This is a genomic window from Collinsella sp. TM05-37 (genome assembly GCF_003436455.1).
Taxonomy (GTDB): Bacteria; Actinomycetota; Coriobacteriia; order Coriobacteriales; family Coriobacteriaceae; genus Collinsella.
In genome coordinates this window covers 26,007-48,393 of the sequence record NZ_QSPN01000013.1, presented here as the reverse complement: position 1 = coordinate 48,393, position 22,387 = coordinate 26,007, and the positions used below count along the sequence as shown (strand labels likewise).

Here is a 22,387-nt window from a genome sequence, read left to right as displayed (position 1 = left end):
GGTGCCGGCGAATAAGGAACATACCGAAGCTACTCCCTCGTCGCTCGCCGTGGCGGCGGGGGAGTATCTCGATTACCTCGCGGTCGAGCGGGGCTTGGCGCGCAACACGATTGTGGCCTATCGTCGTGACCTGACGACGTACTGCGCCTATCTGGAGCGGGCGGGTATTGTGTCTTTTGAAGAGGTGACCCGTCAGGTCGTGGAGGGCTTTGTTGCCGATCGCCGCGGCGGAGGCTATTCCGACGCCTCGGTGGAGCGCGCGCTTGCTGCCGTGAAGGGCCTGCATGCCTTTTTGGTGCGCGATGGGGCCGTGGCCCAAAACCCGACGGCGGCGTTGCGCCTGCCTAAAAAGGCTGAGCGTTTGCCGGAGTATCTATCGGTGGAGGATGTCTCGGCGCTGCTCGATCAAGACTTTCCCGAGGGCGAGATGGGACTGCGCGACCATGCCATCTTGGAAGTGCTCTACGGATGCGGTTTGCGTGTGAGTGAGCTGGTTGGGCTCGATGTGGGCGATATCCATATTGACGATGGCTTTGTACTCGTTCGCGGTAAGGGCTCAAAGGAACGCCTGTCCCCACTGGTGGGAAGCGCGGCGCGAGCTCTGACGCTCTATGTAACTGAGGGACGTTCTCGCTTGGCGGCCCATGCCCGCGGAACCGAGACCTCGGCGGTCTTTTTAAATAAGAACGGACGTCGCCTGTCGCGCCAGGCCGTGCATGCGATATGCGAGCGGTATGGGCGTCAGGTGGGGCTGGTGGGGCTCCATCCCCATACCTTGCGCCACTCCTTTGCCACCCACATGCTCGCGGGCGGTGCCGACCTGCGTGTGCTGCAGGAGATTTTGGGCCATGCCGATATTTCGACCACCCAGGTCTACACGCATGTCGACCGAACGCAACTGACCGAGGTCTATCTGGCGGCGCATCCGCTAGCACATCGCTAGCACCTCGCTGACCTGCATATTTATAAATACTAAAGGGGACGGGCCCCAGATTGCCGAGACGCACTTTTGCGCGCATGGGCAATCTGGGGCTCGTCCCATTTTTCGCTAGACACCGACGCGGCGGTGGGCCGTGTGTACCGTGGGTGGGGGAGTTTGGGGGCGATGTGAACGGCGTGTAAAGGGACGTAAAAATCGCCTCAAGGTCAACTTGAAGGTTGAGGTTCGCGGGCGTGGTTCTACAGGTGGCATCCCGCCTTTGCTGCAAACACAACATATTGTGTTTTCGAACATATGCTCGGGGGTGTTTTACAACATATTGGGGGTGGAATAGTGGGGAGGGGTGGGGGAAGGGGTGGGAAAAGGTGTTGAAAAATGGGGCGGTTCCCCATATTATTGATGACGTCGACAGGCGGGGTGGTTCCCCGCGTACGTGCCATCTGAGTAACCGAGGGGAGGGCGCACATGGGAATGACTGGTGCATACGAGCGCAATCTCGATGCAAAAGGTCGTCTGTCCCTGCCTGCACCCCTTCGCGAGGAGCTTGGAGAGCACGTTCGCGTGTTCAAAGCCCTGGATGTCGATGCTCTGTACGTGTTCTCTGCCGAGGCCTTCGATAAGTGGGTCGAAGGACTCTTCGCGGGTCGTGAGGGCCACGAGGGTTTTAACCCGCGTGACATTAACGACCAGAAGCTCATGAGGGCGATCAACAAGCGCACCACGTCGATGGATGTGGACAGCGCCGGTCGTATCGGTCTTTCCGAGTCTCTCCGCAAGCAGGCGAACCTCGACCGCGAGGTCACGGTTGTGGGCAACTACGACCACCTTGAGGTTTGGGATCGCGCCGCGGCCGATGAGGACGATGACGATGAGGCCCTGCTGGACCTCTTCTTCTCGTAAGGGCAAGGCACGGGTAACGGATGGAGCGTGGGATCTTGACACAAGAATATCGGCATGAACCTGTCATGCTCGGCGAAGTGCTTGAGTCGCTGCGGCTAAAGAGCGGCTCCGTTGTCTGCGATTGCACCCTTGGCGGTGCCGGCCATTCGGTAAAGATGGCCGCGCAGGTGGGGGAGACGGGCCTTTTGCTCGGCGTCGACCAGGACGACATGGCCCTCGAGGCCGCTGGCGCCCGTCTGGACCGCGAGGTTCCCGGCGTTCCGCACCAGCTGCTGAAGGGCAACTTCGGCGACTTGGACGAGCTGCTTTGCTCGGCCGAGGTGCCCGGGGTCGATGGCTTCCTGTTCGATTTGGGCGTTTCGTCGCCGCAACTCGATATCCCTGGCAGGGGCTTTTCGTATAACGAGGACGCCCCATTGGACATGCGGATGGATCCGGGTAATAACACCTTAAACGCAGCTGAGGTCATCAACACCTATAACGAACACGACCTCGCCCGGATTCTACGCGTCTACGGCGAAGAGAAGTTCGCCTCGCAGATCGCGCGCGAGATCGTGCGCCGCCGCGAGCAAGAACCGATCGAAACCACCGGCCAATTTGTCGAGATCATCAAGGCGGGTATCCCGGCTGCCGCTCGTCGGCATGGCGGACACCCGGCCAAGAAAAGTTTCCAGGCCATTCGCATCGAGGTCAATCACGAGCTCGATGTGCTCGAACGAGGGCTTGATGCCGCCACCAGGTGGCTCAACCCGGGCGGACGTATCTGCGTCATCTCGTATCACTCGCTCGAGGACCGTATCGTAAAGAACCACTTTAAGGAGATGAGCCAAGGGTGCACGTGTCCGCCGGAGATTCCGGTGTGCGTGTGCGGCAACGTGCCGATACTCAAGGTCATCACCCGCAAACCCTTGGTTGCCCAGCCTGATGAGGTTGAGCGCAACCCTCGGGCGAGATCAGCCAAAATCCGCGTGGCGCAGCGTCTGTAGGCACGACCGCGCGATATTGGACCTCCCGCTCGCACCATAAACGAAGCTTAAACACACTACCAACGTACTCGGGATGGGAGGCGGCATATCATGGGCTACAACACTTCAAGCGCAGCACTCGCCTATGATATGAACGCCATGCCCGCCTATCGTGAGACGCCGCAGGCCCCCGTTGCTCCCCGTGAGCAGCGCACGCCGCGCTTTGATGTCTACACGGGCGCGGGCCGTCAGGCAAACCAGGCGGTAAGCCCGGTTTTCATGAGCGTTCTTAAAACGTTTTGCATCATTGCGGCCATCTTCATGACGATTGGCGTCGCCCGCGTGGCGCTCGCCGGCGTTACGGCCCAGGTGCTCAACAGCAACGCCGAGCTTACCAACACGCTCGAAAAGGCGACCGATGAGAGCTCCGACCTGGAGGTCATGCATTCGGTCTATGGCGCCGACACGCGCATTCGCGACCTTGCGGGCGCTTACGGCATGGTGGAGCCCAGCGAGAGCGTTACACTTGACTTTTCGCAGGATGCAGCCGCGGGCGCCAACGCGACCGCGACCGCTCAGTAGCAAGACGGTAGCTGAGTATGACAAATGACTATCGCCGCGGTTCCGATGGGGGCCGCGGTTCTGGACGTCCCTCGTCGCGGGGGCGTTCTGGTTATCAAGGAACGGGTCGGCAATCTTACAACGCCGGGCAGTCCCGTGGCAACGACCCGGCGTCGCGACTTTGCGGCTCGGGCGGCCCCCAAGTGCATAACACCAGGTCGCGCAAGAGTTCGTCGACCGAATGGCTCACAGGCACGCCTCTGCCTCGCCGCAAAGCCGTCATGGGCTTCATTGGGCTTGGCTTGGGCTTGGGCGTCTTTCGCCTTGCCGACTATCAAATTGTCGAAGCCGATAAACTGCGCGAGCGTGCCGATGCGCGCCGACTGCTTGCGCAGACCCTCTATGCCAAACGCGGTACCATCTACGACCGCAACGGTAACGTGCTGGCGTCGTCGGTCGAATGTCGCAACATCGCCGTGAACCCGCAGCTTGTCGAGGACGTTGACAAGACGGTGTCGGCGCTGGTCAAGGCAACTGGAATCGATAAAAAGACCTGCCGCAAGCTCGTTGAGTCCGATGGAACCTGGGTGTATATCAAGCGCCAGGTGGACGAAGACGACGCTGCGGCGCTGGAGAAGAAGAACCTGCCCGGCGTGCTTTTTGAGCAGGCCATGAAGCGCGTATATCCATACGGCAATCTGGCATCGCAGGTGCTGGGTGTAGTGAATGTAGACAACGACGGCTTGACGGGTCTCGAAAAGCAATACAACAAGCTTCTGACCGGCACGAACGGTTCTCTCGTACGCGAGCGCGCGAGGGACGGCAGCTATATCGCGGGCGGTGCCTATAAAAAGGTGGCTGCGGTCGACGGCGTTGATATCGTGACGACGCTCGACGTCAATATCCAGCGTGCGGCCGAGGATGCCCTGGCAGAGGCTGTCGAGAAGACAAAGGCCAAGAACGGCTCGGCGCTGGTCACCGATCCTACGACAGGCGAGATCTTGGCAGCCTGCTCGTATCCGACCTACGACCAGACCAATTTGGAAAACGCCAAGACCGAGGATATGAACCTGCGCCTGGTCACCGACGCCTACGAGCCCGGCTCGGTCTTTAAGACGCTCGTGGCGGGCGCCGGCTTCGACTTGGGTGTCGTGCGGTCGAGTACGTCGTTTGAGGTGCCGGCGAGCATCAAGGTGGGCGACGATACCGTCACCGATGCCGACAAGCGCGACTATGCCATGACCATGGATGTGCGCGAGATGATGCGCCGTTCGTCCAACGTAGGCTTTGTCCTGGTGGGGCGCAAGATCGGTGCCGACGACTTTGCCGCCTATGTGGACAAGTGGGGCATCGGTCACAGCTCTGGTGTCGATTTTCCGGGCGAGAGCCTGGGCATCGTCAAGGAGCGTGACCAGTATGACGGCGCCACGCTGGGCTCGATGAGCTTTGGACAGGCGCTGTCTGTCTCGCCGATTGAGATCGCACGTGCCGTGGGCGGCATCGCCAACGGCGGCGTGATGATGACCCCGCACTTCTATAAGTCCAGCAAAGGTGACGAGAAGGACTGGGGCGAAGGCGAGCGCGCGATTTCGGAGGATGCCGCATCCCAGGTGACATCGTGCATGCAGACGGTCGTGTCGGAGGGAACGGGCGTTGGCGGCGCGGTTGACGGCTATGACGTGGCGGGTAAGACCGGTACGGCCGAACGTGCCGACGAGAACGGCGGCTACCTCAAGGAGAACTACATGTCGTCCTTTATGGGCTTTGCACCGGCACAATCGCCCAAGGTGCTGTGCTATATCACGCTCGACGGAACGCCGAGCGGCTCAGATGCCGCTGCGGTTCCGTTCCAGTTCATTATGGCCAACGCGCTCGACGTGCTGGGTATCCCGCACACGAAGTAGGGGGTTACAATCTTTGGGGCGTGGTTTGTTGTCCCATATGAGGGGTGTTCACATGCCCTGCACCACGCATACGCGGCGCTGGGATACAATACGCCGATAGCATTATTAGGTTTACAGGGGAGCTGCAATGATAGAGATCGCCGTCAACAACCTCGCGGCCGCAACAGGGGCCCGAACCGTGACGGGAGAAGCCGATCGGGTATGCCGCGGGTGCGTTATCGACTCGCGCCAGGTCGAGGAAGGGACGATTTTCGTCGCCTTTCCCGGTGAAAACGTCGACGGCAATGATTTTGCTTCCCGTGCCGTCCAGTCGGGTGCCGGCGCCGTCGTGATGACGCGTGAGCCCGAGGCCGAGCTGGTCTCGCTGGCGCAGGACAAGGGCTGTGCCATCTTGCTGACCGATGATCCCGAGGAGTTTCTGCTGCGTTTGGCGCATGCGTATCGCCTGGAGCTTGGCTGCCTGGTCGTTGGCATTACCGGTTCCATCGGCAAGACGACGACCAAGGACGTGCTCGCCGCTGTGCTCGCCAAGCGCTATCGTGTCTGGGCCACCAAGGGCAATTTCAATAACCTGATCGGCATGCCGCTCACGGTGCTTTCCGCTCCGGCCGATACCGAGGTCCTGGTGCTCGAGATGGGCATGAACCATTTCCACGAGATCGAGCGCCTGTCTCAGTCTGCCAATCCCAACCTTGCCATCGTGAGCAAGATCGGCACCTCTCATATCGGCATTTTGGGCAGCCGCGAGAACATCGCCCGCGCTAAGGCCGAGATCGTTCAGGGCATGTGCGCCGCTGGCGACTATTTGCCGCTGCTGGTTTTGGGCGGTGAGGACGACTTTACGCCGTTCATTCGCGACACGTTCGCCCAACCTGCTGGTATCGACGTGATGCTGGCCGGCGTCTCGGACGATGATGAGGTCCGTGCCCGCGACGTTCGCGTTGATGACGAAGGCCGTCCGGTCTTTACGCTCGATTTTGGCCAGGGTGAGACGATCGATACCATGCTTGCCATCCCCGGCGTGCAGTCCGTTCCTAATGCCGTTAAGGCCGCCGCGGTTGCCTATCGCCTGGGCGTGACGCCCGAGCAGATCGATGCTGCCTTTAGGGGTCTTACGATCACCGGGCACCGCCAGGAGATCAAGCGCGCCAAGAGTGGTGCACGCATCATCGACGATTCCTATAACGCCAGCGCCGAATCGATGGCAGCCGGTCTCGATCTGCTGTGCTCGCTTTCGTGCACGGGGTCTCGCATGGCGATCCTGGGCGAGATGGGCGAGATGGGCGATGAGGCTCCTCGCATGCATGAGCTCGTGGGCGCCTATGCCGCCGCCAAGAAGCTCGACATGCTGGCGTGCGTGGGCGGTGAGCTGGCCCAGCTTATGGCCGATGCCGCACGCATGATGGGCATGGACGAGGACCGCATCCAGGTGTTCTCCGATTATCAGCAGGTGCTCGACCGCATGGGCGGCGCGCTTGAAAAACATGATGTTGTGCTGGTCAAGGGTTCCCGCTTTGTTGAGCTCGACCGCTTTGTGGAAGGTGTGTGCTAGCCCATGTTCGGCAATCCCTCGTATCCAACGTATCAGGCTTTTTTGGGGCTTGGCATCGCCGCCGCCATTGCGCTGCTGCTCATGCCGTGGTGGATCAAGCTGCTCAAGGTCGAGGGTATCGGCCAGCAGGTTCGTGCCGACGGCCCCAAGCGTCATTTGGTTAAGCAGGGAACGCCCACCATGGGTGGCGTTGTCATCCTCGTCGCGATCTCGCTGACCTGCCTGCTGATGGGCAAGCTCACCACCGAGCTCGTGCTCGTGCTGCTCGCCACGCTGGCGACCGGCGTGCTGGGTCTGATCGACGACCTGACCTCCGTTACGCATGGGCGCTCGCTCGGTCTGACGCCTCATGCCAAAATGATCGGCCTTACCATCATCTGCGTTACCTTTACGGTACTTGCCGTCAACTGGTGCGGCGTCGCCCCCGAGATTCGTTTTCCCGGTGGGTTGACGATCGACCTTGGCGTGCTTTCGACCACCATCTGCGGCCTTTCGTTCCCGTGGCTCTACATTGTCTTTTGCTGGCTGATGATCGCCGGTCTTTCTAATGCCGTGAACCTGACCGATGGCCTTGACGGTCTTGCTGGCGGCACCTCCATGATCGCCATGCTCGCCATGGCTGCGATGGCGTTTTTGCACGGAGACGTGAACCTGTCCATCTTCTGCACCGCGTGTGCCGGTGCCTGCTTGGGCTTTCTGTGGTTCAACTGCTATCCGGCGAGCATCTTTATGGGCGATACCGGCTCGCTTGCCCTGGGCGCCGCGTTTGCCTGCACGTCCATCATGACCAACACCGAGGTCGTCTCCCTCATCATCGGCGGCCTGTTTATCGTTGAGACCCTTTCGGTCATGATTCAGGTTGTCTACTTCCACTTTACGCACAAGCGCGTCTTCCTTATGGCGCCCATCCATCATCATTTCGAAAAGAAGGGCTGGGCCGAGACCAAGGTCGTCATCCGTTTTTGGATTATCGCTGCGGCCTTTGGTGCCGTTGGCCTTGCCTTGTTCTTCCAGTTGGGATAGTGGTCTTTCATGCCTCTTGCTGATGTCTTTAGCCTGCTCGTTTTGGGTCAGGGCAAATCCGGTCTCGATGTCGCCCGCTGGGCGCTGGCACATCCCGAGCGCGTAAGTGCCGTTACCGTGTATGGCGGCGGCACCTCTGAGCCCAATGACGCCACGCGTGCGCTCGAGGCTGCTGGTGCGTCGTTTGTCTATGGGACCGAACAGGTCGAGGGCGCCTATGACGTATGCGTGACGTGCCCGGGCATCTCGGAGTTCTCGGGCTTCTTTAAGGCCGGGCGCGAGCATGCCGCCCAGATTATGGGTGAGCCCGAGTTTGCCTATCGCCTGTCGCCCGATAACTGGATCGCCATCACGGGCACCAACGGCAAAACGACCACCACGTCGCTGACTGATTATCTGCTCAAGGCTGCCGGCGAGGCCAGTGTAGCTGTCGGCAACATCGGCGAGCCGCCGGTCAACGAGATTGACGGCCGAGCCCACAACGAGTGGTTTGTGGCTGAGCTCTCGAGCTATCAGATTGCTACGACCACCGAGCTCCACCCTCGCGTGGCGGTGCTGCTCAACATCACTCCCGACCACCTGGGCTGGCACAAGAGCCATAAGAACTATGCGCTTGCCAAGATCAAACTGTTTGACAATATGGTCGATGACGATCTGGTGGTTGTCGACGTTGAGGATGCCGGCATCCATGAGTTCGATGAGTACATCTATACGCCGGGTCGCCGCATCTGCAAGGTCGCTTTTGACGAGCCCGAGGGTGCAGACGCCGCCTTTGTGCGCGACGGCAAGATGGTCGTCCGCCTGAAGGGCGTCGAGACTCAGCTTGTCGCCACGTCCGAGCTCAAGATCTCGGGCCATCACAATGTTATCAATGCCCTGTGCGCTGCCACGGCTGTCCTGGCCGTCGGTGCCAATCCCGAGGGCATTTGCCGCGGTCTGGCCTCGTTCCAGCCGCTCGAGCACCGCGTGGAGCCGTGCGGCGAGATTGACGGAGTGCGCTACGTCAACGATTCCAAGGCGACCAACACCGACGCGGTCGAGAAGGCGCTGACGGCATTTCCCGATGACAACGTGATCTTGCTGCTCGGCGGCCACGATAAGGGCACGCCGCTCACGGACTTCGCGCGCGTCGTTATGGATAACGTGCGCTCGGTCGTCTGCTTTGGCGATGCGCGCGAGCGCTTTACCGCCGCTATGGACGAGGCCGATGTCGATGGCGATGTGGATATCGCCCAAGCGGATGACCTACGCGATGCCGTGGACGTTGCCCGTTCGCTGTCGAGCCGTGGCGACGTGATCTTACTTTCTCCTGCCTGCTCTTCGTTCGATGAGTTCTCGGGCTATGAGGAGCGCGGCCGCGTGTTTAAGGACTACGTGGCTCAGCTTGCCGCTGCAGCGAAATCGCAAATGGAATAGGGGTTGCCGGTGAGAGAGGAGAGCCCCCGACAAGGTATGAGGAGGCCCGACTCGGACCGTGCTTCCTCGCGGCGTAGCACACCGCGTTCCGGTCGCGGCGGGCAGTCGTTTAGCGAACGCTATATTGCCGGCGTTCCCGCCCGCATCATGCGCCCCCGTCTGATATTTATGGCCTGCCTGTTTACTTTGGTGTGCTTTGGTCTGCTGATGGTGTACTCGGCGTCTTCGGTCGAGGCGCTGCACGAGAATGGCTCGGCGACGTTTTTCCTGGGTCGACAGGCCGCGTTTGCCGTGGTTGGTGTTCTGGCGCTGATTGCCATCGTGCGCGTTTTGCCGGACAGCTGGTTTGGGGAGGATGTGCTTAGGATCTTCCTTATCGGCATGATAGGGCTACTGTTTCTGGTGTTCTTGGTGGGCAGCGGCAGCCGTGGCGCCACGCGCTGGCTCAACATCGCCGGTATTCAGTTCCAGCCTTCCGAGTTTTTAAAGCCATTTGCCATTGCGTATTCGGCCATCATGCTTGATCGCTTCTTTTCGCCCGGTGGCAACATCAACGAATTCCTTCGCAAGATGGGCATCTACCTGGGTATTTCGCTCTTTCTGATCTTTATCCAGCCCGATTTCGGTACTGTCCTGATCATCCTGTTGACCCTCATGTGCATGGCGTTGTTTGCGGGTCTCGACCCGAGATTTATCATCGGCGTGCTAATCTTCGGCATTCTCGTGATCGTGATTGCACTTGTCGCAGAGCCGTACCGTATGGTGCGTATTCAGGTTGCCTTGAACCCTTGGGCTGACGAGTATGGTGACGGCTATCAGGCCACGCTTGCCATCATGGCCTTTGCCTCGGGCGGTCTGTTCGGCCGTGGCATCGGCAACTCAACCATGAAGTACTCGTATCTGCCCGAGGCGCACAATGACTACATCCTGGCCATCATTGGCGAGGAAGTCGGTTTTGTCGGAACCGTGCTGTTCTTCTTGGTGTTTGCGATGCTGATCTACTCGGCGTTTCGCATTGCCGAGCAGGCGACCGATCGTCGGGGCGCGGTCATGGCGTCTGGCTCCGCGGTCATTCTCGCGGTGCAGTTTTTGATCAATGCGCTGGGCATCCTCAACGTGTTTCCCATGACGGGCAAACCGTTGCCGTTTATTAGCTACGGCGGTTCGTCGATTATTGTGTCGCTTATGCTTGCCGGTCTGATCCTGCGCGTTTCGTACGAGAGCGCCCGTCGCGATGAGTACGACCGTCGCCGCGAGAGCTTTGCCGTTATGGATGAGAGTACCGCCGGCGTGCCCCACGTACGCGGCGAGCGATCTTCGCGTAACGGCTTTACCGTTCTGGATGGCTCTGCGACCGAGCCGGCAGCTCGTCCACGTCCGCGGACGGCGCCGCAAGGTCGTCCGCAGCGCCCCAGCCCTCGCAGCGCGGGCGGCGGATATAATCGAATCGATTTGAACTCGGACCCGTCGGCGCGTTTGCGCACCGACGACCAGGGACCGCGTGTACGAAGGGACTACCATGACCGATAAGATGACCGTTGCTATTGCAGCCGGCGGCACGGCAGGACACATTAACCCCGCGCTCGCTTTGGCCGAGGAGCTGCATGACCGTGGCCACCACGTTGTGTTCGTGGGCCAGTCGCGCAAGCTCGAGGGTCGTCTGGTCCCCGAGGCTGGGTTTGATTTTGTGCCCATTACGGTCACGGGCTTCGACCGCTCCCGTCCCTGGACGGCGCTGACCTCGCTGTGGCGTGTCAACAAGGCCAAGCGTGCGCTCGCCAGCCATTTCTCAAAGGTCGGCAAGCCCGATGCTGCCATCGGTTTTGGTGCCTATGTCGAGGTTCCGCTGCTGGGGTGGTGCAAGGGCGCAGGCGTTCCGTATCTGCTACATGAGCAGAACTCTGTTCCGGGCCTGGCCAACAAGATGATGAACTCCCACGCCGCTCGCGTGTGCATCTCGGTGCCGGCAGCGCGCTCGGTCTTTGAGCGCGAAGGTGACCCTGACCACGTGCTCATGACCGGCAACCCCGTACGTCGCTCGGTGATCGAGGGCGATCGCGCTTGCGGCCGCAAGGCACTTGGCGTTCCCAAGGACGCTACGCTGCTGCTCGTCTTTGGCGGTTCACTTGGCGCCCAGCACCTCAACGAGCGCGCGGTTTCGCTCAAAAACGAGCTGCTTTCGCGCAAGAACCTCTATGTGTTGCATTCGACGGGTGCCGACGGCTTTGAGGAGACCGAGCGCGCTTTGGCGCTGACGCCCGAGGAGGCGAAGCGTTACCGCGTCCAGCCTTACATCGACAACATGGGCGATATGCTGGCTGCTGCCGATTTGGTGCTCTCGCGTTCGGGTGCATCGAGCGTGGCCGAGATCGCTGCGCTCGCCGTGCCCTCGATACTCGTGCCGTATCCGCATGCGACGGCCGACCACCAAACCACCAATGCCCGTTATCTGGTCGACGCCGGGGCCGGCGTGCTCTGTGCCGATGCCGATATCGACGGTTCTGCCTTTGCCGATGAGCTGCTGCACCTGGTCGATGACGCGGCAGAGCGCGACGTCATGCGTCAGGCGGCGCGTGGTCTGGCTCAGGATAGGGCCGCCGCTCTTCTGGCCGATGCGGTAGAGGGTTTGCGTTAGTTAGACGGGATATCGTCGGTCGCCCTCGCGCTGATGCGGTAGGTGCGGTACAGTTAACGGGTTACAGGCAGTGTTTACGCAAGGAGTACACGAGCACATGGCTGATTCCCAGACTGCAACCTCCGCGCCCGAGTTTAAGAGCGCCCACTTTATCGGTATCGGCGGCGCCGGCATGAGCGGCATCGCCCTCGTTCTGCACGAGCGCGGTTATGCCGTTACCGGCTCCGACCTTAAGACATCACGTTATATCCGCCAGCTTACACGCGCTGGTGTGAAGGTGCATGTGGGCCATGAGGCAGCCACGATCGACGAGGTCAAGCCCGACGTGGTTGTTGTCTCCACCGCTATTCCGGAGTCCAACCCTGAGCTCGTGCGCGCTCGCGAGCTGGGCATTCCCGTGTGGCCCCGTGCCAAGATGCTCTCTGCTTTGGGCCACGGCTACACTACCGTCGCTGTTGCCGGCACGCATGGCAAGACCACCACGTCTTCGATGTGCGCCACCATGCTCGACCGCATGGGTCTGGATCCGAGCTTCTTGATCGGCGGCATCGTCGAGGGCTATGACACGAACGGCAAGAACGGCTCGGGCGACTACTTTGTCGCCGAGGCCGACGAGTCCGACAGCTCCTTCCTGTTCCTGAACCCCAACGTAGTCATTGTGACCAACGTCGAGGCCGACCACCTCGATCACTACTCGGGTATCGAGGAGATCGAGGCAACTTTCGCCAAATTCATGAGCCTGGTGGGCGAGGACGGCACCGTCATCATCTGTGGTGAGGACCCGCATCTGGTCGAGCTCGCCAAGTCGACGGGCCGTCACGTGCTTTCCTACGGCTTTGCCGAGAGCAACGACATCGTCTGCGTGCACCCGGATGTCAAGGGCATCCAGAGTGACTTTATCGTTCGCTTTGAGGACGGCACTGAGCACGCTGTGGAGATCAAGAGCAACCCCGGTCGCCACAACATGCTCAACGCCACGGCGGTGCTCACCGTCGCCCATGTCCTGGGCCTTGACATCGACGCCGCCGCCAAGGCGCTCTCGAGCTTTGAGGGCGTCCGCCGTCGCTTTACCCACGTGGGCGATATCGATGGCATCACCGTGGTCGATGATTACGGCCATCACCCCACCGAGATCAAGGCGACGCTTGCTGCCGCTTCCTCGCTGGGCTACAAGCACGTCGATGTCGTGTTCCAGCCGCACCGCTATTCGCGCCTGCAGGCCCTGTGCGACGACTTTGCCGATGCATTTGCCAATGCCGATAAACTGCTGCTGATTGATGTGTTCTCGGCTGGCGAGATGCCCATTCCGGGTGTCACCTCTAAGATGCTTGCCGATACCGTGCGCGCCAAGCATCCTGGCAAGGAGGTCGTGTACTGCTCCAGCCGTCTTGAGCTCAATCAGGAGCTCGAGCAGATGGTGGGCGAGGGCGACCTGCTGCTCACCATGGGTGCCGGCGACGTTACGACCGTCGGTCCCGAGTTCATTGAGTATCTGACTGCCAAGAAAGACGCTTAAGTCTAATGGGTCTGTTTAACGCCGTCATGGCGCTCTCGGGCATGATCGACACGGATGTGATCGAGGACGAGCGCCTTGCGCGTCATACGAGCTATCGTATCGGCGGCAAGGCCGACCTCTTTGTGACGTGCCATAGCTATCATGCCCTCCGCCGCGCCGTGGCGGTGCTCGATCGCGAGCAGGTGCCGTGGGTCATCATCGGCAAGGGCTCCAATCTGCTGGTTGCCGATGGCGGTTATCGCGGTGCCGTCATTTCGCTCGGACGTGAGTTTCAGCGCACGGTTGTTGCCGATGACGGTTGTACGCTGACGGTCGGTGCGGGCGTGATGTTTGCGCGCCTGGTCAACGATGCCCTGTCGCGTAGCCTCTCGGGCCTTGAGTTTGCCGTTGGCATTCCTGGTTCGGTCGGCGGTGCGATATCCATGAATGCCGGCACACGGACCGAGTGGATTGGCTCGCTGGTTGAGGATGTCGTAACGTTTGACCCGGCATCCGGTATCAAGCATTATGCGGGGTCCGAGATCACTTGGGGCTACCGCGAATGTAGCCTTCCCCGCAATGAGATCATCCTCGAGTGCGTGTTCAAGCTTAAACCGGCGCCCAAGGCCGACATTCGCGAGCGCATGGAGCGGTACCTTACAAGGCGCAAGCGTACGCAGCCCATGGGTCGCGCATCCTGCGGGTCTGTCTTTCGCAACCCGCCCGATGCGAGTGTGGGCAAGCTTATCGAGGATTGTGGATTAAAGGGTTTTTCGATTGGCGGCGCGGAAGTTTCGCCCGTTCACGCTAATTTTATCGTTAATAACGGAACTGCCTCGGCCGATGACGTTGCCGCGGTTATTAGACATGTGCACGGAAAGGTGAGGGAGGCGTATGGCATCGAGCTCAGACCGGAAGTTAAATTCCTCGGCTTCTAGAGCATCGAAACCCACCTTCCGCCGCGCCGGAGGGCGTTCCGGCGCGCCTGCCAAACCTCAACGCAATACCGTCGCGCGCTCTAAGTCTGTCGGGCATGCTCGACAGACCAGTCTTCCGGTCGTCGGCTCGCAGCTCGGTAATCGTCCGGCCGCAAAAAAGTCCTCGCGTCCCTCGGTGACGTCAAAGCCTGTTATGGGCGCCAAGCCTGCCCGTCCCATGGCAGCTCCCAAGCCCTCGACGGGAACTAAAGCGGCGCGTCCAGGTCGCACGCTGGGCGCATCGAAACCGCGCTCGCTGACATCGGTGCCGGCTACCGCCAAGAAGCCTTCGAGTAAAAAAGGTTTCAACCCGTTATCTTCACTTGGAGCGATGGCAAATAAAACATCAGACGCCGCTTCTGTCGTTACAGGCAAAGGCAAAATCGTGGGCGGCGTTCTGGCCGTCTTGGCCGTGCTCGTCGTCGTTGCCATCGTGGTGATCAACTCTGGACTGTTTACTGCCACTGATATTCAGATTCAAGGCAGCGAGCATGTGACGAAGCACGATGCTATCCAGCTGATCGACTTGCCCGAGGGAACGTCGCTTTTTAACGTCGATCCCGACCAGATTACCGAGGATCTCAAGCAGAACCCGTGGGTTTCGGGCGTGGATGTCCAGCGCCAGTTTCCCCATACGCTTATCATCACGCCGACGGAGCGTAAAGTTATCGCCATTGCGTATATCAGCTCCGACGACCTTGCCTGGGCTATCGGAGACGATGACACCTGGATCGCCCCGCTGTCGACGTCGGTCGAAGTGGACGACCAGGGCAACGTCATCACGACAGGGCAGGGCTCAAATACCTTGACCGGAATCGATGCCGCGCTGGCGCTCGCCAAGCATTATGGCGCGGTGTTGTTGACTGATGTCTCGGCGGATGTCGCTCCGGTTTCCGGCCAGGCGGTTAACTCCAAAGCCGTTAAGGCCGGCCTGGATTATGTGCGTGGTTTTTCGAGCGAGTTCTTGGGACAAGTCAAGGATATTTCCACGCCTTCGGTCGAAGCCATCTCGGCAAACCTCAATAACGGCATTGAGGTGTCGCTGGGCGATTCGGACGATATCGCCAAGAAGGAACGCGTAGTCACCAAGTTGCTTTCGCAGGTAGAGGGCGTAACGTATATCAATGTGCGCTCTCCGGGCAACTACACATTTAGGAATGCTCCGACCTCGTAGCGCTGGTTGATGCTTTGTTGAGGGGCCATACCACGCCGTTTATCTGGTTTGTTTGGTTTTCACGGTCAATTATTTGACTGATACGTTCATAATGTGCAAACATAATACGGTTTACCTTTGCATTTACTTTCAACCTGAAGGTTAATGTGCGCAGGGGTCGACCCATGCTATGGCTATAACCTTTGTTCGGAGGACCGACATGCACGAGACAGAGATCAACAACTACCTTGCCGTCATTAAGGTGGTCGGCGTCGGCGGCGGCGGTACCAACGCGGTCAATCGAATGATCGAAGAGGGTATCCGCGGCGTCGAGTTTGTTGCCATCAACACCGATGCTCAGGCACTCGCGATCTCTGATGCCGATATCAAGGTGCACATCGGCACCGACCTTACCCGCGGCCTGGGCGCCGGCGCCAATCCCGAGGTTGGCCGCAAGGCTGCCGATGAGTCCCGCGACGACATTGCCGAGGCGCTTGCTGGCGCCGACATGGTGTTTATCACCTGCGGTGAGGGCGGTGGCACCGGTACCGGCGCTGCTCCCATCGTTGCCGATATCGCGATGAACGAGGTCGGCGCACTGACCGTCGCCGTCGTGACCAAGCCCTTCACCTTCGAGGGCCGCAAGCGCAAGAAGAGCGCCGAGGAGGGCATCAAGACCCTCTCCGATTGCGTCGACACCATGATCGTCATCCCTAACGATAAGCTGCTCGACATCGCCGAGAAGAAGACCACCATGCTCGAGGCCTTCGCGATTGCCGATGGCGTCCTTTCCCAGGGCACCCAGGGCATCACCGACCTCATCACCGTCCCCGGTATCATCAACCTGGACTTCGCCGATGTTAAGACCATCATGAAGCAGGCCGGTACCGCCATGATGGGTATCGGTACCTCTTCTGGGGATACTCGTGCCGTCGACGCTGCCCAGCAGGCCATCTCCAGCCCGCTGCTCGAGAGCTCCATCGATGGTGCCACGCGCGTGCTGCTCTCCATCGCCGGTTCCAAGGACCTGGGCATCCAGGAGATCAGCGATGCCGCCGACGTTGTCGCCAACGCCGTCGACCCCGAGGCCAACATCATCTTCGGTACCGTTGTCGACGAGTCCCTGGGCGATCAGGTGCGTATCACCGTCATCGCTACGGGCTTCTCCGACTCTAACGTCAACCGTCAGGATGAGCTCTTTGCTGCTCAGCAGTCTCAGAGCAAGGCCGCTGCCTCCGCTGAGCCGCAGCGCACCGCTCCGGCTGCCAGCCCGGCTCAGGCCGCTCCGACCCGCAACGTCGGTGGTACCGAGCTGCCCAACTTTGGCAACGACCAGTTCGAGCTTCCCGACTTCCTGAAGCGCGGTAGCTTCTAGTTCGTTTTTCTCAACGACCTGCACGGGGTGTGTCCATTTGGATGCACCCCGTTTTGTTTCTCGTTTGTAAACGAAAGCCTCCAATCTCCTTACGTTCCCTTTACGTTTGGTCCCTACCGCTGCGGGTATCCTTTTAAGGAAGTATGACAGCCGTATAAACGCGGACTGCGCGGCGACGCCGCGGTACTTGTGTTATTAGGAGGCTTTAGTATGGCAGCACGTGCGGACAACGTTTCGCGTGTCGACCATGATGGAGTTACGTTGGTGGAGGGCGCGACATCCGATGTCCGCTTTGCCTTTACCGAGCGCACCGGTGGCGTTTCTGAAGATGCGTACTCCTCGCTCAACCTGGGCTCGCATGTAGGCGATGACCCCTTTGCTGTTCAAGAAAATCGTCGTCGAGCGCTCGAAGCTATGGGCGCCACTGAGTGCGAGCATAATCTGCTCGTGCCCAATCAGGTACATGGTGACCATATCGTTACGGTGACTTCGAACGGCGCCGATGATCTTGAGGCTGTTCGCGAGCAGATTGCCGAGGGCTGCGATGCCATCGTCTGTACGGCGTATAACGTGCCCGTGCTGCTCTGCTTTGCCGACTGCGTACCCGTGGTGCTGGTGGCCCCCGGCGGATTTGCCGTGGTGCACTCCGGTTGGAAGGGCACGATTGCACGTATTTCTGCCAAGGCGTGCCAGGCGCTTTGCGATGCTGCCGGCTGCGATGCGAGCGACGTTTCCGCCTATATCGGGCCCCATATCCTGGGTGACGAGTACGAGGTTTCCCAAGAGCTCATGGATCGCTTTGCCGCCGAGTTTTCGTGCATCGATGCGGGCGCTTCTCGCATGCTCGATCTATCTGCCGCCATTCGTGAGGCGTTGGTAGATATCGGTGTGGACGCGGATAATATCGTGGATACCCAGCTTTCGACTGTGCGTCAGAACGACCGCTTTTATTCCTACCGTAACGAGGACGGCACCTGTGGGCGCCATGCCGCGATTGGCGTGATGCTATGAGAAAGATCGTATCGGTCCTGAGCGCCGCTGTGCTTACGCTTACGCTGTGCGCCTGTTCTTCGGGATCTTCTACCTCTTCCATTACCGTGGCCGGCTCCACGACCTGCCTTCCTATCGCCGAGATTGCGGCAGAGGGCTTTAAGGAGGAGACCGGCATCGACGTGCTCGTTTCCGGTTTGGGCTCTTCCGCTGGCATCGAAGCCGTCAGCGCTGGCACGGCCGATATCGCCAGCTCCTCCCGTGGACTCAATGCCGACGAACAGGATCTGGGCCTGACTCCCATCGTCATTGCCCACGACGGTATCGCGGTCATCGTGAACGACGATAACCCGGTCGATAACCTCTCGACCGAGCAGCTCCGCGATATCTATGCCGGCAAGATTACTAATTGGAAAGAGGTCGGTGGCGAGGACCTGAAGATTCAGGTCATCAACCGAGACGAGGCATCCGGCACGCGTGAAGCATTCCGCACCATCGTGATGGACGGCACCCCGTTCGATCGCCGCTCGGCCGTTCTTTCGGGCACGGGCCAGGTGCGCGACGTGGTATCTCGTTCGCACGGTGCCATTGGCTACATTTCGCTGGGCTTCGTCGATAGCCTCAACGCCAAGACCTCGGTCAAGGCCGTCTCGGTCAATCATGTTGAGGCGTCCGAGAAGACGGTCGCGAGCGGCGGCTATCCCATCTCACGCGACCTTTACTTCTTTGTGAAGGGTGCGCCTTCGCAGCAGGCGCAGGATTACATCGACTATGTGACGTCCGAAAAGATGGACAAGCAGATTCGCGAGGCGGGCTTTATCCCCGTCACCAACGACGAGAAGGGGAGTGAGTAGCATGGAAGCACAGGAAAACTCCCAGACTGAGCAGAATGGTCAGGCGCCCAAGAAGCGCGAGCTGGCGCTCGTATCGCGCAGCACCTATATCAAGGAGAAGGCGCTGCAGTGGATCTTCTTTGCCTGCGCGTTCTTGGCGGTTGTTACCGTCATCCTGATTTTTGTCTTTACCACGTACTCGGCGCTGCCCGTCTTTACCGACATCGGTCTGGCGGACTTCTTTAGCTTTACGTGGGCGCCCTCTGAGGGTCACTACGGCATCGTGTCGCTGCTTGCCGGCTCGGGTCTGGTGACCGTCGGCGCGCTCGCCATGGGTGTGCCCCTAGGCGTGGGCACGGCCGTGTATCTGGTCGAGATCGCCAGCAAGCGCGTGCGCAAGCTCATCAGCCCTGCCGTTGACCTGTTGGCCGGCATCCCTTCTATCATCTATGGCTTCTTTGGCATGATCATCATCCGCCCGTTTATCGCACAACTGACCGGCGGTCTTGGTTTTGGCGCGCTGACGGCGTGGTTCGTGCTCGCCATTATGATCGTGCCCACCATCACGACGCTTACCATCGATGCTCTCAATTCCATTCCCATGGGCATTCGCGAGGCATCGTATGCCATGGGCGCCACCAAGTGGCAGACTATCTATAAGGTCGTGTTACCTGCCGCCAAGCTGGGTATCGTGGATGCCATCGTGCTGGGTATGGGCCGTGCCATCGGCGAGACCATGGCCGTGCTCATGGTCGTGGGTAACGCCCCGGTTATTCCCGACAGCATTGCGAGCCCCATCTCGACGCTCACGAGCCAGATTGCGCTCGACATGAGCTATTCCTCGGGTCTGCATCGCTCGGCGCTGTTCGGCATGGGCGTGGTCCTGTTTATCATTTCCGCCACGCTGGTGGGCATCGTCCGCCTGGTTTCCAAGAAGAAGAGGGGGTAGGCTATGTCCGATTCCGTTGACACGACGGTCGATACGACCTCGTCGCGCGAGCGCATCAAGCGTGCCCTTTCCCACGGCAAGAAGGGCCGCATCAACAAGGACCTGTCCAACAAGATCATGCTTGGCGTGTTCCGTGCCGCGGCATACATCACCACGCTGGTGCTGGTCGCTATCATCGCCTACGTGGTCATCAACGGCCTGCCACACATCTCGCTCGACTTTATCTTCGGTTGGCCCCAGGGCGTCAACGCCGAGGGCGGTATTTGGCCCACGATCGTCTCGACCGTCTATGTGACGGCGCTCGCCATGCTTATCTGCACGCCGATCGCTGTGCTGGCAGCCGTCTATCTGGCCGAGTACGCCAAGCAGGGCAAGATCGTCGAGCTCATTCGCTACGCTGCTGACGCTTTGGCCTCGGTGCCCTCCATCGTTATGGGCCTGTTTGGCTACGCCTTGTTTGTCGAGGCTATGGGTCTGGGCCTTTCGATGGTCTCGGCCGCTCTGGCGCTTGCGCTCTTGATGCTTCCCATCGTCATGCGCACCACCGAAGAGGCCATTCGCGCCGTTCCGCGCTATATCCGGTGGGGTGCGTACGGCCTGGGCGCCACCAAGTGGCAGGTCGTCTCCAAGATCGTGCTTCCTTCTGCCTTTGGCCGTATTGCCACGGGTATCGTCCTCGCCATCGGCCGTGCCATTGGCGAGACCGCGGTGGTGCTCTACACCATGGGCCAGGCCATCAATCTACCTATTTCGCCGCTCGATTCCGGCCGCCCCATGACGGTTCACCTGTACCTGCTTGCCAACGACGGCATCAACATGAACGCAGCCTATGGCACCGCGCTCTTGCTGATGGTGATCATTCTGGCCTTCAACCTGTTTGCGCGCTTCCTGTCGCGCAAGCGTCGCTAGTTAAGGAGTCCCATGTCCGTTTATCAGTCCGCTCCCACGCTGGAGCAAGCGGCCATTACGGCCAAGGATTTCAACTTTTGGTACGGTGACTTTCATGCGCTGACGGGGCTTGACCTCAACATCGCCAAAAACGCCATCACCTCCTTCATTGGCCCTTCGGGCTGCGGCAAGTCGACGTTTTTGCGCTGCATCAACCGCATGAATGATCTGATCGAGGGTACGCGCGTCGCGGGCACCATGACGCTCGACGGCAATGATATCTATGCCGAGGGTGTCGACCCGGTCGACCTCCGTCGTCGTGTGGGCATGATCTTTCAGCAGCCCAACCCGTTTCCCAAATCCATCTACGAGAATGTCGCCTTTGGCCCTCGTCTGCAGGGCGTGACTAGCAAAAGCGACCTCGATGACATCGTGGAAGAATCGCTCAAGCGCGCCAACCTCTGGAAAGAGGTATCCAATCAGCTCAACAAGGATGGTTTGGCGCTCTCGGGCGGTCAGCAGCAGCGTCTGTGCATCGCGCGCGTGCTTGCGGTGCAACCCGATGTTCTCCTGATGGACGAGCCCTGCTCCGCCATCGATCCCACGTCCGTCTCTAAGGTCGAGGATCTGATGGCCGAGCTGGCGCCCGAGATGACGATCATCATCGTCACGCATTCAATGCAGCAGGCAGCTCGTATCAGCGACTACACCGCATTCTTCTTGCAGGAAGTTGCCGGCGAGCCCGCCACGCTCATCGAGTATGGTCAAACCGACGCGATCTTCACCAGCCCGGTGGACTCGCGGACGGAAGACTATATCACCGGCCGCTTTGGCTGATCGGTGCGACTAGTCCCAAGCCGATCGGACCTAGTCCGGTGCGTATTCACTGTGCGGGCGGCATGACCGCACCCAACTGATTGGAGTGAACCATGCGCAAACTGTTTTCCCGTCAGCTCGTCGAGGCCCGTCACGAGATGCTGAGCATCTATGAGGCCGTCGATCTGGCCCTCCACGATGCCGTGAAGGCCTATGTGACCGACGACCGCAAGCTCGCCACCAAGACCAAGAAGCGCACGCTTTCGATTGACGCGCGCTGCGCCAACCTGGAGGCCGTCTGCTACAACCTGATCGCCACGCAGTCACCGGTCGCCTCCGACTTCCGCTTGCTGCAGACGATTATCTACGTCGACTTTAACCTGCAGCGCATGACCGATAAGGTCCGTCAGATCTGCCGTGCCACGCGTCATATGATCAAGGCCGACATCTCGCTGCCCCAGGAGCTTGTCGGCACGGTCGAGGCCGAGGCTGAGGCCGTGTACCAGGTGCTAGGCTCGTCGCTTTCTGCGCTCGTCACCAACGACATGTCCATCATTTGCAACCTGGCCGTCGAGGACGAGCCGGTGCATGCGGCATACGAGAAGTTCTTCCGCACCTTTAACCGTATGGATACGGGCGACTTTATGGACGATGACAGCAACTACGACGACCTGCGCCGCGCCATCATGGTTTCGCGCTACTTGGATCGCATTGCCTCGATCTCTATCGATGCCGCCTGCCGTCTGACCTTCCTTTTGACCGGACAGCGCATGACTGCCGGCGATATCGCCCGTGTGGACGAGGATGAGCTCGAGAGCATGCGCGTGCCTTCGGGCGAGGGTGTTATCATGAGGCCCGCCGTCGACGCGCGCTACGTTGCCAAGGTGCCCGCCAACGAGGTCAGCGAGGGTCTTCGCTACCTGCTCGATCATCTTGAGGACGAGGACGATGGCGAGGACGACGAGGAGTAAGTGACCCCGTTCGTCGAAAGATTGTAAATACCTAAGTGAGCGCG

20 protein-coding genes are annotated in these 22,387 nt (G+C 60.0%); all 20 read left to right on the top strand.

The annotated features are described in order from the left end of the window. Nucleotide 1: 1 nt before the first annotated feature. Entirely contained in the window at nt 2-943 is a 942-nt protein-coding gene (gene xerD / locus DXD48_RS07580; RefSeq protein WP_199407928.1) for a site-specific tyrosine recombinase XerD, read from the top strand. A gap of 462 nt (nt 944-1,405) precedes the next feature. Next, nucleotides 1,406-1,840 carry a division/cell wall cluster transcriptional repressor MraZ gene (locus DXD48_RS07575; RefSeq protein WP_006234269.1) on the top strand — a complete coding sequence of 145 codons (435 nt, stop codon included), beginning with the start codon at nt 1,406-1,408 and terminating at the stop codon, nt 1,838-1,840. Nucleotides 1,841-1,860: 20 nt separating this feature from the next. Next, the gene (gene rsmH / locus DXD48_RS07570; RefSeq protein ID WP_006234266.1) at nt 1,861-2,826 is read left to right on the top strand and encodes a 16S rRNA (cytosine(1402)-N(4))-methyltransferase RsmH; all 966 of its coding nucleotides are present in this window, start codon (nt 1,861-1,863) and stop codon (nt 2,824-2,826) included. A 90-nt stretch (nt 2,827-2,916) separates the two neighbouring features. Further along, nucleotides 2,917-3,387 (top strand): hypothetical protein, encoded by a 471-nt coding sequence (locus DXD48_RS07565; RefSeq protein ID WP_022094483.1) that lies wholly within the window; start codon nt 2,917-2,919, stop codon nt 3,385-3,387. 182 nt (nt 3,388-3,569) lie between these two features. After that, a complete protein-coding gene (locus DXD48_RS07560) occupies nt 3,570-5,270 on the top strand; it encodes a peptidoglycan D,D-transpeptidase FtsI family protein (RefSeq protein WP_369832001.1) in 1,701 nt (566 codons plus the stop codon). Between the two features lie 127 nt (nt 5,271-5,397). Further along, on the top strand, nt 5,398-6,822 hold the full coding sequence (gene murF / locus DXD48_RS07555) for a UDP-N-acetylmuramoyl-tripeptide--D-alanyl-D-alanine ligase (RefSeq protein ID WP_117564664.1): 1,425 nt from the start codon (nt 5,398-5,400) through the stop codon (nt 6,820-6,822). Between the two features lie 3 nt (nt 6,823-6,825). After that, nucleotides 6,826-7,845 carry a phospho-N-acetylmuramoyl-pentapeptide-transferase gene (mraY, locus tag DXD48_RS07550; protein ID WP_006234262.1) on the top strand — a complete coding sequence of 340 codons (1,020 nt, stop codon included), beginning with the start codon at nt 6,826-6,828 and terminating at the stop codon, nt 7,843-7,845. Between the two features lie 9 nt (nt 7,846-7,854). Next, nucleotides 7,855-9,261 (top strand): UDP-N-acetylmuramoyl-L-alanine--D-glutamate ligase, encoded by a 1,407-nt coding sequence (murD, locus tag DXD48_RS07545; RefSeq protein WP_117564663.1) that lies wholly within the window; start codon nt 7,855-7,857, stop codon nt 9,259-9,261. A gap of 36 nt (nt 9,262-9,297) precedes the next feature. Further along, a complete protein-coding gene (gene ftsW / locus DXD48_RS07540) occupies nt 9,298-10,791 on the top strand; it encodes a putative lipid II flippase FtsW (protein ID WP_117564661.1) in 1,494 nt (497 codons plus the stop codon). Beyond that, on the top strand, nt 10,781-11,896 hold the full coding sequence (gene murG, locus DXD48_RS07535; RefSeq protein ID WP_117564659.1) for an undecaprenyldiphospho-muramoylpentapeptide beta-N-acetylglucosaminyltransferase: 1,116 nt from the start codon (nt 10,781-10,783) through the stop codon (nt 11,894-11,896). Before ftsW ends, murG begins: the two co-directional genes overlap by 11 nt. Nucleotides 11,897-11,993: 97 nt before the next feature. Beyond that, nucleotides 11,994-13,412, top strand: coding sequence for a UDP-N-acetylmuramate--L-alanine ligase (gene murC / locus DXD48_RS07530; protein WP_117564657.1), 1,419 nt, complete (start codon nt 11,994-11,996; stop codon nt 13,410-13,412). Between the two features lie 5 nt (nt 13,413-13,417). After that, nucleotides 13,418-14,329 (top strand): UDP-N-acetylmuramate dehydrogenase, encoded by a 912-nt coding sequence (murB, locus tag DXD48_RS07525; protein WP_117564655.1) that lies wholly within the window; start codon nt 13,418-13,420, stop codon nt 14,327-14,329. Nucleotides 14,330-14,753: 424 nt separating this feature from the next. Next, on the top strand, nt 14,754-15,542 hold the full coding sequence (locus DXD48_RS07520) for a cell division protein FtsQ/DivIB (RefSeq protein ID WP_231501570.1): 789 nt from the start codon (nt 14,754-14,756) through the stop codon (nt 15,540-15,542). 199 nt (nt 15,543-15,741) lie between these two features. Next, nucleotides 15,742-16,896 carry a cell division protein FtsZ gene (ftsZ, locus tag DXD48_RS07515; protein WP_055251674.1) on the top strand — a complete coding sequence of 385 codons (1,155 nt, stop codon included), beginning with the start codon at nt 15,742-15,744 and terminating at the stop codon, nt 16,894-16,896. A gap of 210 nt (nt 16,897-17,106) precedes the next feature. After that, complete coding sequence (locus DXD48_RS07510) at nt 17,107-17,907, top strand: polyphenol oxidase family protein (RefSeq protein ID WP_117564653.1); 801 nt, start codon at nt 17,107-17,109, stop codon at nt 17,905-17,907. Beyond that, nucleotides 17,904-18,740, top strand: a complete 837-nt coding sequence (locus DXD48_RS07505; RefSeq protein ID WP_117564651.1) for a phosphate ABC transporter substrate-binding protein — start codon at nt 17,904-17,906, stop codon at nt 18,738-18,740. The genes DXD48_RS07510 and DXD48_RS07505 overlap by 4 nt, the downstream gene beginning before the upstream one ends. 1 nt (nt 18,741) lies before the next feature. Beyond that, nucleotides 18,742-19,668: a phosphate ABC transporter permease subunit PstC gene (gene pstC / locus DXD48_RS07500; RefSeq protein WP_117564650.1), complete on the top strand. Its 927-nt coding sequence runs from the start codon at nt 18,742-18,744 to the stop codon at nt 19,666-19,668. Nucleotides 19,669-19,671: 3 nt separating this feature from the next. After that, entirely contained in the window at nt 19,672-20,577 is a 906-nt protein-coding gene (gene pstA / locus DXD48_RS07495) for a phosphate ABC transporter permease PstA (RefSeq protein WP_055251684.1), read from the top strand. 12 nt (nt 20,578-20,589) lie between these two features. Continuing rightward, nucleotides 20,590-21,393: a phosphate ABC transporter ATP-binding protein PstB gene (pstB, locus tag DXD48_RS07490; protein ID WP_117564648.1), complete on the top strand. Its 804-nt coding sequence runs from the start codon at nt 20,590-20,592 to the stop codon at nt 21,391-21,393. Between the two features lie 92 nt (nt 21,394-21,485). Beyond that, the gene (locus DXD48_RS07485; protein WP_117564647.1) at nt 21,486-22,343 is read left to right on the top strand and encodes a PhoU domain-containing protein; all 858 of its coding nucleotides are present in this window, start codon (nt 21,486-21,488) and stop codon (nt 22,341-22,343) included. Nucleotides 22,344-22,387: the final 44 nt, after the last annotated feature.

Bases quoted from the DNA above. Each gene is read 5' to 3' on its own strand.
- DXD48_RS07510 (WP_117564653.1), top strand. From the start codon at position 17,107: ATGGCAGCACGTGCGGACAACGTTTCGCGTGTCGACCATGATGGAGTT.
- DXD48_RS07565 (WP_022094483.1), top strand. From the start codon at position 2,917: ATGGGCTACAACACTTCAAGCGCAGCACTCGCCTATGATATGAACGCC.
- pstA (WP_055251684.1), top strand. From the start codon at position 19,672: ATGTCCGATTCCGTTGACACGACGGTCGATACGACCTCGTCGCGCGAG.
- DXD48_RS07505 (WP_117564651.1), top strand. From the start codon at position 17,904: ATGAGAAAGATCGTATCGGTCCTGAGCGCCGCTGTGCTTACGCTTACG.
- DXD48_RS07575 (WP_006234269.1), top strand. From the start codon at position 1,406: ATGGGAATGACTGGTGCATACGAGCGCAATCTCGATGCAAAAGGTCGT.
- murC (WP_117564657.1), top strand. From the start codon at position 11,994: ATGGCTGATTCCCAGACTGCAACCTCCGCGCCCGAGTTTAAGAGCGCC.
- rsmH (WP_006234266.1), top strand. From the start codon at position 1,861: ATGGAGCGTGGGATCTTGACACAAGAATATCGGCATGAACCTGTCATG.
- murD (WP_117564663.1), top strand. From the start codon at position 7,855: ATGCCTCTTGCTGATGTCTTTAGCCTGCTCGTTTTGGGTCAGGGCAAA.
- pstB (WP_117564648.1), top strand. From the start codon at position 20,590: ATGTCCGTTTATCAGTCCGCTCCCACGCTGGAGCAAGCGGCCATTACG.
- ftsW (WP_117564661.1), top strand. From the start codon at position 9,298: ATGAGGAGGCCCGACTCGGACCGTGCTTCCTCGCGGCGTAGCACACCG.
- mraY (WP_006234262.1), top strand. From the start codon at position 6,826: ATGTTCGGCAATCCCTCGTATCCAACGTATCAGGCTTTTTTGGGGCTT.
- murG (WP_117564659.1), top strand. From the start codon at position 10,781: ATGACCGATAAGATGACCGTTGCTATTGCAGCCGGCGGCACGGCAGGA.
- DXD48_RS07485 (WP_117564647.1), top strand. From the start codon at position 21,486: ATGCGCAAACTGTTTTCCCGTCAGCTCGTCGAGGCCCGTCACGAGATG.
- murF (WP_117564664.1), top strand. From the start codon at position 5,398: ATGATAGAGATCGCCGTCAACAACCTCGCGGCCGCAACAGGGGCCCGA.
- ftsZ (WP_055251674.1), top strand. From the start codon at position 15,742: ATGCACGAGACAGAGATCAACAACTACCTTGCCGTCATTAAGGTGGTC.
- murB (WP_117564655.1), top strand. From the start codon at position 13,418: ATGGGTCTGTTTAACGCCGTCATGGCGCTCTCGGGCATGATCGACACG.
- pstC (WP_117564650.1), top strand. From the start codon at position 18,742: ATGGAAGCACAGGAAAACTCCCAGACTGAGCAGAATGGTCAGGCGCCC.